The sequence below is a fragment of the Ensifer sp. ENS10 genome, assembly GCF_014852025.1.
Classification (GTDB): domain Bacteria; phylum Pseudomonadota; class Alphaproteobacteria; order Rhizobiales; family Rhizobiaceae; genus Ensifer.
The window spans coordinates 333,792-348,477 of record NZ_JACVAS010000002.1; the positions used below are offsets into that span (position 1 = coordinate 333,792).

15 protein-coding genes and 1 pseudogene are annotated in these 14,686 nt (G+C 62.3%); 4 read left to right on the forward strand and 12 right to left on the reverse strand.

Annotation, left to right across the window (positions count from 1 at the left end; genetic code table 11):
- Nucleotide 1: 1 nt before the first annotated feature.
- Genes IB265_RS08525 through ccoN form a run of 3 tightly spaced genes read right to left on the reverse strand, consistent with a single transcriptional unit; the run spans nt 2 to nt 2,544 of the window.
- Complete coding sequence (locus IB265_RS08525; RefSeq protein WP_057254226.1) at nt 2-154, reverse strand: CcoQ/FixQ family Cbb3-type cytochrome c oxidase assembly chaperone; 153 nt, start codon at nt 152-154, stop codon at nt 2-4.
- Between the two features lie 13 nt (nt 155-167).
- A complete protein-coding gene (gene ccoO, locus IB265_RS08530) occupies nt 168-899 on the reverse strand; it encodes a cytochrome-c oxidase, cbb3-type subunit II (RefSeq protein WP_058323179.1) in 732 nt (243 codons plus the stop codon).
- A 13-nt stretch (nt 900-912) separates the two neighbouring features.
- Entirely contained in the window at nt 913-2,544 is a 1,632-nt protein-coding gene (gene ccoN, locus IB265_RS08535) for a cytochrome-c oxidase, cbb3-type subunit I (protein WP_058323180.1), read from the reverse strand.
- Between the two features lie 189 nt (nt 2,545-2,733).
- Between ccoN and IB265_RS08540 the strand changes: the two genes are divergently transcribed.
- On the forward strand, nt 2,734-3,234 hold the full coding sequence (locus tag IB265_RS08540; protein ID WP_057254471.1) for a hemerythrin domain-containing protein: 501 nt from the start codon (nt 2,734-2,736) through the stop codon (nt 3,232-3,234).
- Nucleotides 3,235-3,538: 304 nt separating this feature from the next.
- Nucleotides 3,539-4,904: pseudogene (locus tag IB265_RS08545) on the forward strand (DUF1254 domain-containing protein).
- Nucleotides 4,905-4,999: 95 nt separating this feature from the next.
- Here the strand turns inward: IB265_RS08545 and IB265_RS08550 are convergent.
- The gene (locus tag IB265_RS08550; RefSeq protein WP_309140317.1) at nt 5,000-5,572 is read right to left on the reverse strand and encodes a PAS domain-containing protein; all 573 of its coding nucleotides are present in this window, start codon (nt 5,570-5,572) and stop codon (nt 5,000-5,002) included.
- Here IB265_RS08550 and IB265_RS36615 point away from each other — a divergent pair.
- Nucleotides 5,483-5,770 (forward strand): hypothetical protein, encoded by a 288-nt coding sequence (locus IB265_RS36615; protein ID WP_246805933.1) that lies wholly within the window; start codon nt 5,483-5,485, stop codon nt 5,768-5,770. The two genes, IB265_RS08550 and IB265_RS36615, sit on opposite strands and share 90 nt — an antisense overlap.
- A 303-nt stretch (nt 5,771-6,073) precedes the next feature.
- Here IB265_RS36615 and IB265_RS08555 read toward each other — a convergent pair whose 3' ends face one another.
- The 7 genes from IB265_RS08555 to hemN form a co-directional block, all read right to left on the reverse strand.
- Nucleotides 6,074-7,003, reverse strand: a complete 930-nt coding sequence (locus tag IB265_RS08555; protein WP_057254466.1) for a lipid A biosynthesis lauroyl acyltransferase — start codon at nt 7,001-7,003, stop codon at nt 6,074-6,076.
- Between the two features lie 11 nt (nt 7,004-7,014).
- Nucleotides 7,015-8,043 carry a zinc-binding dehydrogenase gene (locus IB265_RS08560; protein WP_113737652.1) on the reverse strand — a complete coding sequence of 343 codons (1,029 nt, stop codon included), beginning with the start codon at nt 8,041-8,043 and terminating at the stop codon, nt 7,015-7,017.
- Nucleotides 8,044-8,144: 101 nt separating this feature from the next.
- Nucleotides 8,145-9,428: a beta-ketoacyl-ACP synthase gene (locus IB265_RS08565; RefSeq protein ID WP_065774608.1), complete on the reverse strand. Its 1,284-nt coding sequence runs from the start codon at nt 9,426-9,428 to the stop codon at nt 8,145-8,147.
- A 12-nt stretch (nt 9,429-9,440) separates the two neighbouring features.
- Nucleotides 9,441-10,643: a beta-ketoacyl-ACP synthase gene (locus tag IB265_RS08570; protein ID WP_093234592.1), complete on the reverse strand. Its 1,203-nt coding sequence runs from the start codon at nt 10,641-10,643 to the stop codon at nt 9,441-9,443.
- A 1-nt stretch (nt 10,644) separates the two neighbouring features.
- Nucleotides 10,645-11,130, reverse strand: a complete 486-nt coding sequence (locus tag IB265_RS08575) for a 3-hydroxyacyl-ACP dehydratase FabZ family protein (RefSeq protein ID WP_113737651.1) — start codon at nt 11,128-11,130, stop codon at nt 10,645-10,647.
- Nucleotides 11,131-11,260: 130 nt separating this feature from the next.
- Nucleotides 11,261-11,545, reverse strand: a complete 285-nt coding sequence (locus IB265_RS08580) for an acyl carrier protein (RefSeq protein ID WP_089044188.1) — start codon at nt 11,543-11,545, stop codon at nt 11,261-11,263.
- Nucleotides 11,546-11,704: 159 nt separating this feature from the next.
- On the reverse strand, nt 11,705-13,054 hold the full coding sequence (gene hemN / locus IB265_RS08585; protein WP_113737666.1) for an oxygen-independent coproporphyrinogen III oxidase: 1,350 nt from the start codon (nt 13,052-13,054) through the stop codon (nt 11,705-11,707).
- A gap of 216 nt (nt 13,055-13,270) precedes the next feature.
- Here hemN and IB265_RS08590 point away from each other — a divergent pair, with 216 nt between their 5' ends.
- Nucleotides 13,271-14,008 carry a Crp/Fnr family transcriptional regulator gene (locus IB265_RS08590; protein WP_113737650.1) on the forward strand — a complete coding sequence of 246 codons (738 nt, stop codon included), beginning with the start codon at nt 13,271-13,273 and terminating at the stop codon, nt 14,006-14,008.
- 238 nt (nt 14,009-14,246) lie between these two features.
- Here IB265_RS08590 and IB265_RS08595 read toward each other — a convergent pair whose 3' ends face one another.
- A complete protein-coding gene (locus IB265_RS08595) occupies nt 14,247-14,675 on the reverse strand; it encodes a L,D-transpeptidase (protein ID WP_058323186.1) in 429 nt (142 codons plus the stop codon).
- Nucleotides 14,676-14,686 lie beyond the last annotated feature (11 nt).

The window sequence follows — 14,686 nt, forward strand, 5'->3', positions numbered from 1 at the left end:
ATTAATCCTCCTTCAGGGGGATGGCTGCGGCATCATCGGCGGCCTTCTTGGCGCCGGGCCGGAAGATGAAGCCGACGACGCCCAGGAAGAAGAGCGTCATGGCAAGGAGCGCCCAGCTATCGGCGAACTGGCGCATGGCCGTGTAGGTTTCCATGTGCGTGTCTCCCTTAGCGATAACCGGTGGTGTCGTCGTAGGTGGAGAAGTCGACCAGCGTGCCAAGCATCTGCAGATAGGCGACGAGCGCGTCCATCTCCGTCAGCCTCTGCTGGTTGCCGTCGAAGTCGCCGAGCTTGGCCTTCGGATAGCGCGCCTCGACGCCGGAGGTGTCGGCATTCGGATCAGCCTGCGCCTTGATGTCGGCGAGCGCGTTGTCGATCATCTCGTCCGTATAGGGAACACCGACCGCCTTGTTCGCCTTCAGGTTCGCGGCGGTGTTGTTCACGTCGAGCGTCGTCTCCTTGAGGAAGGCGTAGCTCGGCATGACCGATTCCGGCACGACCGAGCGCGGCTCGGTCATGTGCTGCACGTGCCATTCGTTGGAATAGCGGTCGCCGACGCGGGCGAGGTCCGGTCCGGTGCGCTTGGAGCCCCACTGGAACGGATGGTCGTACATGGATTCCGCCGCCAGAGAGTAATGACCGTAGCGCTCCACTTCGTCGCGGAACGGCCGGATCATCTGGCTGTGACAGACGTAGCAGCCTTCACGCACATAGATGTCGCGACCGGCGAGCTCCAGCGGCGAATAGGGCCTCATCCCCTCCACCTTCTCGATGGTGTTTTCGAGATAGAAGAGCGGCGCGATTTCCACGATGCCGCCGATGGAGACGACGAGCAGCGAGCCGACGAGCAGCAGGGTGGCGTTGCGTTCAAGGGTCGCGTGTTTGTCGAGAATGGACATGGTCTATGCCCTCCTATTCCGCAGCTTTCAGCGCGGGCTGAGCAGCACCGAAGATCGGAGCTTCGTCACGCACGCGGCCGAGGATGGTCATTGTTACGTTGAAGGCCATGAGCAGAGCCCCGGCGAGGAACAGTGCGCCGCCAAGAGCACGCAGCACGTAGTAGGGAACCATGGCCGCGACCGATTCCGCGAAGGAATAGACGAGGAAGCCCTGGTCGTCGTACTCGCGCCACATCAGGCCCTGCTGGATGCCGGCGACCCACATGACCGCCGCATAGACGACGATGCCGAGCGTGGCGAGCCAGAAGTGCCAGTTGACCATGCGCACGCTATAGAGCCGCTCGCGGTTCCATAGCTTGGGCGTCAGATAGTAGATCGCGCCGAAGGTGATGAGGCCGTTCCAGCCGAGCGCACCCGAATGCACGTGGCCGATCGTCCAGTCGGTGTAGTGGCTGAGCGAGTTGACCGTCTTGATCGACATCATCGGACCTTCGAAGGTCGCCATGCCGTAGAAGGCAACCGCCATCACCATCATGCGGATGATCGGGTCGGTACGGATCTTGTCCCAGGCGCCCGAAAGCGTCATCAGGCCGTTGATCATGCCGCCCCAGGAGGGCATCCACAGCATGACCGAGAAGACCATGCCGAGCGTCTGCGCCCAGTCGGGCAGCGCCGTATAGTGCAGGTGGTGCGGACCCGCCCAGATGTACATGAAGATCAGCGACCAGAAATGGATGATCGACAGGCGGTAGGAATAGACCGGGCGATTGGCCTGCTTGGGGATGAAGTAATACATCATGCCGAGGAAGCCGGCCGTCAGGAAGAAGCCGACGGCGTTATGCCCGTACCACCACTGCGTCAGCGCATCCTGCACGCCGGCAAAGGCCGAGTAGCTCTTCGAGCCGAGGAAGGAGACCGGCACCGCCAGGTTGTTGACGATGTGCAGCATCGCGATCGTGACGATGAAGGCGAGGTAGAACCAGTTGGCCACATAGATATGCGGCTCCTTGCGCGTCAGAAGCGTGCCGAGGAAGGCGATGAGATAGGCGACCCAGACGATCGTCAGCCACAGGTCGACATACCATTCCGGCTCCGCATATTCCTTCGACTGGGTGATGCCGAGCAGGTAGCCGGTGGCCGCCATGATGATGAAGAGCTGGTAGCCCCAGAACACGAACCAGCCGAGATTGCCGCCGAAAAGGCGCGCGCGGCTGGTACGCTGGACGATGTAGAAGGACGTCGCGATCAGCGCGTTGCCGCCGAAGGCGAAAATGACAGCCGAAGTGTGCAGCGGCCGCATGCGGCCGAAGTTGAACCAGGGCTCGATGTTGAGGTCGGGAAAGGCAAGCTGGAGCGCAACCACGACGCCCACGAGAAAGCCGACGACGCCCCAGAAGACGGTGGCGATCACGCCATACTTGACCACCTCGTCGAAATATTCCGACTGCGGCGGTGGTGGTGGCGCCCTGCCGGCGGAAACCGGGCTGAACTCGATGCGTCGCATCAGCATGACAGTGCCGGCGAGGAGCACGAAGAACAGCACCCACATATGGGCTTCAAAGTGCCGGTCCTGCGCAAATCCGGCGCCGACGAGCGCCAGGAAAGCACCGACCCCGAGCAGGATCATCTCGAATGTGTATTTCATGGTTGGGTCCCCAACTTGGTCCGATCGCACGCGACGACACGCCCCAGAACGAGGCGCGCCACCGCAGCTGGCCGGAAAGTGTCAGAATCGGGGCATCCTGGCCTTGATTCAGATCAAGGCTGCACCACCTCGATTGGATCATCCTCGGCAAATAACAGGGAGCGCCGTGGGAGCTGGCGTTTGAAGCCGATGAAAAAGACTTTTGAAGAGGGACGAATCCGGAGCCGGCTGGAGCCGCCTCCCCGCGCTGTCCCGGTGGCCGAGCCTTTCGCATGGCTCGCCCGCGCGCATGAGGAGCAGCTTGCGCTCTGCAACTGTCTCGAGGAGATCGCCGACAGCCTGCCAGCAGAAATCGATCGGCAGAAATGCGTCTACGCCGCCAAGGTGCTCGGACCGATGATCCGCGAAATGCATTCCGGCGAGGAAAGCCTGGTCTTCCCGTGGATCGAGCGCACCTTCCGCGGCGACCCGACGCTCGGCGCGACGCTGGAGCGGCTGAAATACGAGCACTGCGAAGACGAGTGCTTCGCCGAAGAACTGACGGAAATGCTGGAACGCCTCGGCGCCGCCGACCAAACGGTCAATGCCGAAACCGCCGGTTATATGCTGCGCGGCTTTTTCACCAGCCTCAGGCGACACGTCGGCTTCGAACAGGAATGTTTGCGCAGCATCACCTCGCCGGTTGGGTGAACCGGCAGACGGGGCGGTCGGCACGCGGCAAGGTAGGATTGTTCGCGGCTGTAAGCGCAGCGCCATTCGTGCTGTACGCGAAACTGGATCGAGTTTGGGAGCAACGCGGCCCCAATCATTCTGGTGATGTGCGGTGGCGCACGTTACATACCTGTATAAAATTTCACTCACCTACTCATCTCTCCTGCGAATTCACAGGTCCACACGGCGCTGATGAACGATGCAGAACGTCATGCGCCAACCGAGGAAGGCGATGCCCATGACAACGATCACACGAAGAGCTTTTGTCGGCGGGATCGCCCTGATGCCGTCATTGCGCTTCCCAGGCACTGCGGCCGCCCAGAGCGAAATCACGCCTGACGAGGCACGAAAGATCGCCAAGGAAGCCTATATCTACGGCTTCCCGATGGTGGACAGCTACCGCATCCAATACGCCTATTTCGTCGACGACAAGAACCCGGAATACAAGGCGCCGTGGAACCACCTCAAGAACATCCCTCGCGTCTACACCCCCGCCGATACGGCGATCCAGACGCCCAACTCCGACACGCCCTATTCGATGATCGGCATGGACCTGCGTGCGGAGCCGATGGTCCTCACCGTACCAGTGATCGAGAAGGACCGGTACTTCAGCATCCAGCTCATCGACGCTTATACGTTCAACTTCGACTATGCCGGCAGCCGCACGACCGGCAACGACGGCGGCAGCTTCCTGGTCGCCGGCCCGGGCTGGAAAGGCGAGACGCCTGCGGGCATCAAGAAGGTGTTTCACGCCGAGACCGATCTCGTTCTCGGGGCCTATCGCACGCAGCTATTCAACCCCGACGACTTAGACAATGTGAAGAAGATCCAGGATCGCTACAAGGCAGAGCCGCTTTCGACGTTTCTCGGCGGGGCGGCGCCTGCGGCCGCTCCCGCAATCGACTTCACCAAGCCGCTTTCGCCGGACGAAGAGAAGAAGTCGCTGGAGTTCTTCAACATCCTGAATTTCGTCCTGCAGTTCTGCCCGACTAATCCATCCGAGACCGAGTTGATGGCGCGTTCTGCCAAGATCGGGGTTGGTGCAGGCAAGACCATAGACGTTGCGGCGCTCTCGCCGGACATCAAGACCGCCATCGAGCAAGGTATGGCCGACGCCTGGGCCGATCTTGAGGGCTTGAAGAAGCAGATCGACGCCGGAACGGTGACCTCGGGCGACCTCTTCGGCACGCGCGAATACCTGAAGAACAATTATCTCTACCGCATGGCGGCGGCCGTTCTCGGCATTTACGGCAATTCGAAGCAGGAGGCGATGTATCCGGTCTACGCCACTGACGTCGAAGGGCAGAAGCTCGACGGCGCCAACCGCTACACCGTCCATTTCGCCGCCGATAAGATGCCGCCGGTCAACGCCTTCTGGTCGCTGACGATGTATGATCTGCCGGCGAGCCTGCTCGTTGCCAATCCGATCAACCGCTATTTGCTTAACAAGCCGATGCTCCCGCAATTCGTGAAGGATGCCGACGGCGGCTACACCTTCTACGTTCAGAACGAGTCGCCGGGCAAGGACAAGGAGCCGAATTGGCTGCCGGCGCCCAAGGGTCCCTTCTTCGTCGCGATGCGGCTCTATTGGCCGAAAGACGAGGCGCTCAGGCATGTGGAAGCATCCGCCCATGACCAAGACACCATAGTTTGTTCAGTTCGCCCGCGGGTTCGACGTCGCGATCCCCGGCCGGGTCTTTGGGGTCCTCACTCTCTCTTGATTGGTAGCGCCGGCAATGACGTGTCAGGCCGCGATCGCGCGGCGGCGGTCGGCATGTTCCTGGATCACGAGGATCGCGCCGATGAGCTTGCCGGAGCTGGACATGCATGGCGTCAGCCGGCAACGCACGACGACCGTGCGCGCATCGACGGTCTTGGCGAAGGTATAGTCGACCACCTCGCCCGCAAAACAACGATCGAGATAGGATTTCACCCGCTGCTCGAAGCGCTGGATGCCGATGAACTCGACGATGTGCCGGCCGATCAGATCCATCGGGCGGCTCTCCAGATGGTCGGCATTCCGGGGGTTCGTGTAGAGGTAGCGGTAGTCGGGCGTGATCACCGCGATCCGATCCGGAAAGCTGTCGAGGATCGCCTCGTTGAGCAGGCCTTCATCCGCCCTGCCCTTGCTCGGCTGGGCCGGCAGCCGCTCGAGCTGGAGGTCGGCGAATTTCTCCGCGCCCGTCGCCGCAAAATAGCGGTTGATCAGCGACTGTAGCAATTGCGAGTGCCGGAGCACGCAGGAGATGTCGTCGGCTTCGACGCGCAGGATGTCGATCAGGAACTGGAACTGAAGTCGGGCATCTTCGACGCTCACCGCCTTCTCGTCGTAGACGGATCTGAGGATCGGATCCAATTCGCGATCCAGAATGCCGATCAAATGCTCGTCTGCCGTACGTACGGCATACTGCAGCTGCGAATACTTGAACCAGAACAGCTCAATCAGTGCGTTCAATTCGAAACCCCAATTCCCCCACGGCAGAGCCGCTTCGATGCACTTCAAGACAGGCGTTGATGCTGCAGACACTGATTTAGTTTTGAGGCTTCCCCACCCTTTCCGTGTAAAACCACACCGCTCCGGCCACCCAAAGCGCTTGCAATCTTCCCCTCGCGAGACAACGTTGAGTTTACACTCATTGCGTTAGCGTTCAACAGCAGAAAGAAAAACTTAACCTTTTGAAGCAATTTCGGGACAAAGGGCATGCGCTGCCGCGGACGGACCACGAAGGTGATGCTCGCCGAACCGAAATCGGAACGCGCCGAATTCTCAAGGCTGCCCGGAAGCAAGCTCAAGCGCGATCGTTCGTGCGGAGGGGAATCAGTCCTTGAGGTAGCGCTTGATGTGCCAGCGGTCGTGATACCAGAGCCACTGGCCCGGATACTCGCGCACCCAGCTTTCCACCTTGTCGTTCAGCACCTGCGCCGTGGCGGTGACGTCGACATTGCCGTCGGCCTTGCGGGGAATGGCGATCGCCGGTTCCAGCTCCAGCCGGAAACGGCCGCCCGGCAGCCTTATGCAGCGGGCCGGATAGACTTCGCAGTTGAACTGGCGGACGAGCTTGGCCAGCAGCGGATTGGTCTGCACGTCCTGGCCGAAAAACTTGGTCTTCAGCCCCTTGCGGAACTTCTGGTCGACGAGAACGCCGACGCCCAGGCCCCGTTCGAGCTGGCGGGCGAGTGCGAAGGACGAGCCGGCGTGTGACGGCACCAGATTGCCCATGCGCTCCTCGCGGAACTTGAACACTTTTTCCGCCACGTAAGGGTTGTTCGGCGGCCGGAACAGCACGGTCACGTCGAGGCCGAAGGCGGAGCCGGCGACCGGCAGCATCTCGAAATTGCCGCTGTGCGCGGTGAAGACGATGAAGGGGCGCGGATTGTCGCGAAGCTCGAGGAACAACGGGATGCCCGACACCTCGACACGGCCGGGCGTCGTGCGCTCGGGGTCGAAATCGAACAGACGGTCGAGGAACACGTATTCGGCCGCCATGCGGCCCATGTTGCCCCAGCTCTCAAGCGCGATCGCGTTGATCTCCGCCTCGCTTTTCTCAGGAAAAGCGTTGCGCAGGTTGGTGAGCGTCAGCTTCTGCCGGCTGGTCTTCGGCCCGATGAACCGCAGGGCACGATCCATGAAGCGGATCGCGGCATCGGCCGGAAACATCTTCAGGATCGTCAGCAGCAGGAAAACGAACTGCGCGATCAGCCACTGGCGGGTACGATCCGCCGCCAGCACCAGCCGTGTGATCAGCATGCGCACGTCGATCAATCCATCTTCAGGATGATCTTGCCGAAGATCTGGCGCGATTCCATGCGCTCCAGCGCCCGGTCGATCTGATCGAGGCTGATTTCAGTGTCGATGACCGGATGCACCAGGCCGCGGGCCATCTTCTGCATGGCGTTCGCCATGTTCTCCATGCGGCAGCCGAAGGAGCCGAGCAGCTTCAGCTGCTGCTGGAACAGAATCATCAGGTTCATGTCGGTGGAAACGCCCGAGGTGGAACCGCAGGTGACCAGACGGCCGCCGCGCTTCATGCAGAGCATCGAGCCCGCCCAGGTGTCCTTGCCGACGTGTTCGAACACGACGTCGACGCCCTTCTTCTTGGTGAGCTTGCGCACCACGCCTTCAAAGCGATCGGTGCGGTAGTTGATGACGTGATCGGCGCCGAGCGCCTTGGCCTTCTCGATCTTGTCGTCGGAACCGACGGTGGTGATCACCGTGCAGCCGATCTTCTTGGCAAGCTGGATCGCCGCCGAGCCGATGCCGGAGCCGCCGGCATGGACGAGGATGGTTTCACCCGGCTCAAGCTTGGCATTGTCGAACAGCATGTGCTCGACGGTACCGAAGGTGACCGGAGCAAGCGCTGCAGCGACGGCATCGACACCCGGAGGCGCCGGGACCAGCAGGCGCGCCGGCAGGTTGATCTTTTCCTGCGCGAAGCCGTCGAGATGGAAGCCGTGCACGCCGCCGACATGTTCGCAGAGATTGTCGCGGCCTTCCTTGCACGGACGGCAGAGGCCACAGGTACGCGCGCCATAGATCGATACGAGCTGGCCCGGAAGCACGCTCGAAACGCCCGGACCGATCGCGTCGACCACGCCGGATGCTTCCGCGCCGATGACGAGCGGCATCTTGCGCTTGGCAAAGGCCATGCCGCGCCAGCCCCAGACGTCGATATGGTTGAGCGCAACCGCCTTGACGCGCAGGGTCACCTCGCCCGGGCCGGGCGCTTCCGGTTCCGGAATGTCGGTGATTTCGAGCTTGCGGTCATCGAGCAGTTGCAGGGCGCGCATGGTTCTTCCTCTGCCTTGGCGGCATGTTTGCGTCTTGGATTTTGCAGCGCCGCGCGCCCGACGGGGCGCGAGAAAGGCGCTGCAGCTCTTGAGTTTCCGGCTTAGGCCGGCTCGGCGGTCATGACAAGGCTGGCGTTCTGGCCGCCGAAGCCGAAGGAGTTCGACAGCACCGCAGTCACCTGCTGGCTGCGCTTCACGTTCGGCACCACGTCGAGCACGATCGCCGGATCGGGGTTCTGGTAGTTGATCGTCGGCGGCAGCGTACCGGTCAGCATCGTCTGGATCGAGAACACCGCCTCGACCGCACCGGCGGCCGTCAGCGTGTGGCCGATCATCGACTTGTTGGACGAGACCGGGATCGACGGCAGGCGATCGCCAAAGACGGCCGACATCGACAGATATTCCATCTTGTCGTTTTCGGGCGTCGAGGTGCCGTGCGCGTTGATGTAGCCGATACCGTCCTCATTGATGCCGGCGTCGGCAAGGGCCGCGCGGATCGTCGCGATCGCCGGGCCACCGTCCGGTGAAGAGCGCGTGCGGTGGAAGAGGTCGGCCTTCTCGCCGCAGCCCTTGAGGATGCCGTAGACGCGGGCGCCGCGGGCAACAGCCGCTTCGAGCGATTCCAGCACCAGGGTCGCGGCACCTTCGGCAATGACGAAGCCGTCGCGGTCCTTGGTGAAGGGCTTGGAGGCCTTTTCCGGCGGATCGTTCTGGGTGGAGAGGGCCGAAAGCAGCGCGAAGCGGATCAGTGCCTCGGCGCTGACCGAGCCGTCGGTCGCAACCGTCAGCGCACGATCGGTGCGGCCCTGGCGGATTGCCTCGACGCCGAGCTGGATCGCGGTGGCGCCCGAAGCGCAAGCGGTCGACAGCGTCACCGGCAGGCCGCGCGTGCCGAAGCGATCGGCAAGGCGTTCCGAGATCGAGCCGAAGAGCACGGCCTCGTGGAACACCGGATCGGCCTTCTGGCGCATGGCGGCGAGGAAGCGGTTATAGGCATCACCCGGCTGTTCCGAAGGCGGCGAACGGTCGGCAAGCTCGAAGCGCGCGCTCCATTCCGGCTCGACCGGCGGGGCAGCCAGGAACAAGGGGCCGTTGAAATCGCCGGAAATACCGGCCTGCGCCAAAGCTTCCAGCGTCGTTTCGCGCGCCATGGCATAGGAACGCTCGACGGAGTTGGCAGCGGGGATATCGATGAAATCGACCGTGCCGGAGATGCGGGTGTTCAGGCCTTCCGTCGGGAAACGGGTGATCTTGTGGATGCCCGAGACGCCGCCCGAAAGGGCTGCCCAGTTGTCTTCGACCCCCTGGCCGAGCGAGGTGATGACGCCCATGCCGGTAATGGCGATGATCGGGCGGCCGAGATGGTCCTTGTAAGCGTTGCTCATGGTCCGCTCCTGTTATTCCGCCGAAAGAACGGCGACGCCTTCGCCGCGCGAATGGCCGATGGTGGTGACCACGGCGCTTTTCGCCGCCGCCGTCATCGGCTTTTCCGCACCGGCGTCAAAGGCCGGCACCTTGGCGCCCTCGCCCAGCGTCAGTGCTGCCAGCGCCAAGCCCAGTGGGAACTGCGCCTCGATGCTGTGGCCGACGAGACCGCCATAGGCACGCACCGGCGCACCGGCAAACGTCTTGTCGAGGAACGCCTTTTCGCGCGCCACGAGCTCATGGAAACCAGACGTACCGGAGAACACGACGGTTGAGGCCGCATCAAGCTTTTCCGCAGGCTTGGCGAGGTCGCCAAGACGCGCTTCGAGCTTGCCGCCGTCGCGCGCGCCGCGGTCGCCGCCGATCGCGTCGATCGAAGCATAGATGCGGGCGCCGCGGGCTTCGGCATATTCGCGCGATTCCAGCACCAGGAAGGCGCCGACCGAGCCGAGGATCATGCCGCCGCCATTATCCTGGCTGCGCGACCAGATCGGGTGCCAGTCACCGAGCGCATGGCCCTGGATCGCTTCGATGAGGAGGATGATGTCGAGACGCTCGGCCGAAAAGGCGCCGCCGACGAGCGTGTGCGTCGACTGGCCGGCCTTGATCCGGGCAAAGGCGGTTTCGATCGCCGAGATGCCGGCCGCTTCCTCGCCCATGAAGGTGCGCGAAGAACCGGTGACCTTGTGCACGATCGAGATGTTGCCGGCGAGCAGGTTGGAAAGCTGGGCGAGGAACAGCGTCGGGCGCAACTCTGTCGTCAGCTTTTCGTTGAGGAGCTGTTCGCGATCGTTGCGCTTCAGCGCTTCGTCGACGATCAGCGAGTCGACATTGATGTCGCGCTCGCCGCCGCCGGCAGCGACGATCATGTCCATGCTGCCGCAGGCTTCGAGATTGTCCTTGAGGCCGGCATCATCGAGCGCCAGGCCGGCGGCAAACACGCCGAGGCGCTGCCAGTTTTCCATCTGGCGCTGGTCGCCACGCTTGGCGATCTGCTGCGACCAGTCGATTTCCGGCAGCGGATGCACCGGATAGGGGCTGAACTTTTCTGTCTCGACCCGCACGGCCGGCGATGTGCCGGCGGTGAGCAGCGCCAGATGCGGCTCGACGCCGACGCCCTGGCTGGTGACGATACCGACGCCGGTAATGACAACGTCGTTTGCGGATTTGCTCATCTTACTTCTCCGAACCGGCTGTTGCCGAAAGAGCCGCCATCAGACCCACTTCCTCGGCCCGCTTGCGCACGATATCGCCGAGCGGAACCTGATCGAACGGCATCGTCCTCAGTTTCAGCTGGGCGTCGCACACCTTTTTGCCGGCCGAGGTGATCTTCGCCTTGGTGACGGCAAAGCCCGAGCCTTCGTGTTCGAGGAAAGCCTCGATCTCAAGTTCGGCCGAGGGCTCGACGAAGGTGCGCATCTTGGCGCCGTCGACCGACATCAGGAAGGGCATGGCGGCAAAATTGGTGGCGGCCAGCACCAGGAAACCGGAGGCCTGCGCCATGGTCTCGATCAGGAGCACGCCCGGCACCAGCGGGTAGCCTGGGAAATGGCCTTCGAACACGGGGCTCTTCTCTGGCACCACGGACCGCGCCGTCAGCCGGCCAGCCGCAAGATCGACCGCTTCGACACGATCGATCATCTGGAAGTATTCAAGGAGCATTGAGGCTCACCCTGTTCGTTTTCGGGCCGTTCGTTTCGGGCTCAAGTAAAAACGCCAATGCCGCCTGTCAAGCGCGGGGCGCGACGGGCGGCATTGGAATTGGTGCGGCAAGGCTCGGGCGAAAGCCCGATCAGCCCTTGGCAGCCCGCAGTTCGTCGATCTTGGCGCAGAGGTTCTTCAGAACGAAGTACTCTTCGGTCGAAACCTTGCCTTCGTTGACTTCCTGCGTCCACTGCTCGAGCGGGATCTTGATGCCGAATTCCTTGTCGATCGCAAACACGATGTCGAGGAAGTCCAGGCTGTCGATGCCGAGATCGTCGATCGTGTGGCTTTCCGGCGTGATCGTCTCGCGATCGATCTCGCTCGTTTCGGCGATGATGTCGGCAACCTTGTCGAATGTAGCTGTCACGCGCATACCTCTTTATTCTATGTCGAGTCTCGGCGATCCTATAGGTAAATGCGCCGCAAAAGCCAATGGCCTAGATGGCAACGGTTTGCAAATAGGAAACCGGTGTTGCCAGAGCGCCGCGCGCACAAGGCGCTCTGATGCCCACAGTACGGATAAGCGCATCGGTCAGACCGCCACCGAATGCCGGCCACGGCCGTTACCGAGATAGGCATCAAAGGCCGCCGCCACCGAGCGGGCAAAGGGTCGGCCGCGCTCGGTCAGGCGGAAGATGCCGTTCTCGATCGTCGTCAACCCGTCGGCATCGCGCGCCCGAAACAGCCGCGATTCCTCGATCACCGCGCCGGCCAGACCCGGAAATGCCTGCTCGACCTCGTCAAAGGAGAAGGCGAAACGGCACATGATGTCGGCGATCACTTTTGCCCTCAGCCGGTCGTCCGGCGTGAAGCGGTAGCCGCGAACCGCGGCCAGCCCCGTCCCTTCCACATGACGCAGATATTCACCGGTTGCCGGCATGTTCTGGACATAACCTTGACGAAACTGGCCGATCGCCGAGGCGCCGAGGCCAACAAGCGTTTCCGCGGCATCGTCCGTATAGCCCTGGAAATTGCGACGGAGACGCCCTTCCCGGCTGGCACGCGCCAAGCTGTCTCCGGGCTTTGCGAAATGATCGATGCCGATGGCTTCGTAGCCCGCCGCAACCAGCATCTCGCCGGCGCGGGTCATCTGGCCAAAGCGCTCGACAATGCCGGGAAGGCTCTCGTCCGGGATCATCTTCTGATGCGTCTTCATCCACGGCACATGCGCATAGCCGAAGAGCGCAACGCGATCCGGAACAAGCGTCAGCACCGCCTCTATCGTGCGCTCCAGCGACTGGAGGCTCTGATAGGGCAAACCGTAGAGAACGTCGCAATTGACCGAGTGGACGCCCCTCGCCCGGGATGCCTCGATCGCACCGCGCGTCTGCTCAAAGGTCTGGATGCGATTGATCGCCTTCTGCACCTCAGGATCGAAATCCTGGATGCCAAAGCTCGCCCGTGTCATGCCGATCACGGCCAGCGCATCATGGCGCGCCTCATCGAGGTCGTTCGGATCCATCTCGACACTGATCTCGCAATCGGGCGCGAAGGTGAAGTGATCGGTGAAGGTGCGCTTAAGCGCGATCATGTCATCCGGCCGGACGAGCGTCGGCGAGCCGCCGCCGAAATGCAGCGCCGTCACCTTGGCCTCGCGGCTCACCCGCCCCCCGATTTCTGCAACTTCGCGATGCAGGCCATGCAGATAGGTCGCAACGGGATCATAGCGCAGCGTCTGCTTGGTGTGGCAGGCACAGAACCAACAGAGCCGGTCGCAATAGGGCACATGGGCATAAAGCGAAATCGCCTCCCCGGCGCCGATCGCATCGAGCCAGCTTTCATAGTCCGCAGCGCCCACGGCCTCGGAAAAATGCGGGGCCGTGGGGTAGCTGGTGTAGCGCGGCACAGGGCCTGAATGTTTGAGGATGAGCGCGTCTTCCATCGGTCTCTCCGCTGTCTTGGAAACGGCATAGGCCAGATGCGCGGAGCGGCCTTTGATTTTGATCAAGTCGGCAAATTAACACGTTAAAATTGACAATACTCAAGCCAGCATGAGACATTGTTTCGCGCTTTCGAAATTAGCACCTGTCAACTCTTGATTTAACGCCGCGCATCCTCTTTGGTCATCCAGGGAGTAATGGAATGCAGGTAGAAAGAATTGCAGATCGTGAACGAACATCGCCGTAAGGATATCCACAATTCGGACATTCCAACCGTCTGCGCAGCCTGCGAGGCGCGTCATGGCGGCGTTTGCGGAACGCTCACCCCGGATCAGCTTCTCGACCTCTCCCGCCACTCGACACGCCGCAGCATCGAGCCCGGCCGCGAAGTCGTCGGCCAGGGCGAGACGACCGACAGCTATGCCAACATCATCAGCGGCGTCGTCAAGCTCAGCAAAGTTCTGGCCGATGGCCGCCAGCAGATCGTCGGCCTGCAGTTCGCGCCCGACTTCATGGGACGTCCCTTCACCCGCGAAAGCGCGCTGACGGCGGAAGCCGCCGTCAACACCGACATCTGCACCTTCCCGCGCAACGTCATCGAGCGGCTCGTTTCCGAGGCGCCGGGGCTGGAACACCGACTGCACGAGCAGGCCCTGAAGGAGCTCGACGAGGCGCGCGACTGGATGCTGACGCTCGGGCGCAAGACCGCCCAGGAGAAAGTGGCGAGCTTCCTCTACATCATTGCCACCCATATCGACCCCGAACAGGGGACCGCGAACGAATTCGACCTGCCGCTTTCGCGCGCCGACATCGCCGACTATCTGGGCCTGACGATCGAAACCGTCAGCCGGCAGATCACCAAGCTGCGCAAGGAAAACGTCATCCGCATCGAAAACAGCCGCCACGTCACCGTGCCGAGCCTCGAGCGGCTGATGCATGTCGGCGGGATCGACTGAGCCGCGCTCAGCGGTGGCTGCGAAGACGCTCGCAGATTTGCGGTGTTACACCGAATTTCCCAGCAGCGAAATTTGCCCCTCACCCTACCCCTCTCCCCGCAGGCGGAAAGAGGGAACGTCGCCTGCGGTTAGCCCCCCCGAAGGAGGCCGCCGATGATGAAACGGAAACGGCGCCACAGGTCCCTTCTCCCCGCCTGCGGGGAGAAGGTGGCGGCAGCCGGATGAGGGGCAGCTCCGATCAGCGCGCAATCACGATGCGCGTGTTCTTCAGCCCATGCTCGCGCGTCAGCGCGAAGAACTCGGCGGCGTTGTTCGGATGCAGCCGCACGCAGCCATGCGATGCCGGGCGGCCGAGGCGCTTGATGTCATAGGTGGCATGAATGGCGTAACCGCCATTGAAGAACACCGCATAGGGCATGGGCGCGTCGTCGTATTTGCTCGAGCGATGGTAGCGTGAGAGCCATTTGGCCCTCCAGCTGCCGCGCGGCGTGACATAGCCCCTGCGGGCGGTAGACACCTTCCAGCGGTACATGACGATGCCGTTCTGTTTGACGGTCATGGTCTGCGACGACAGGCTGATATTGGCAATGAGATTGGCGGCGTTCGCCGGCTGAACGGAAAACTGCATCAAAGCGGCAACGAGCACAGTCAAAAACGCATTCCGCATGCTTCTCTCTC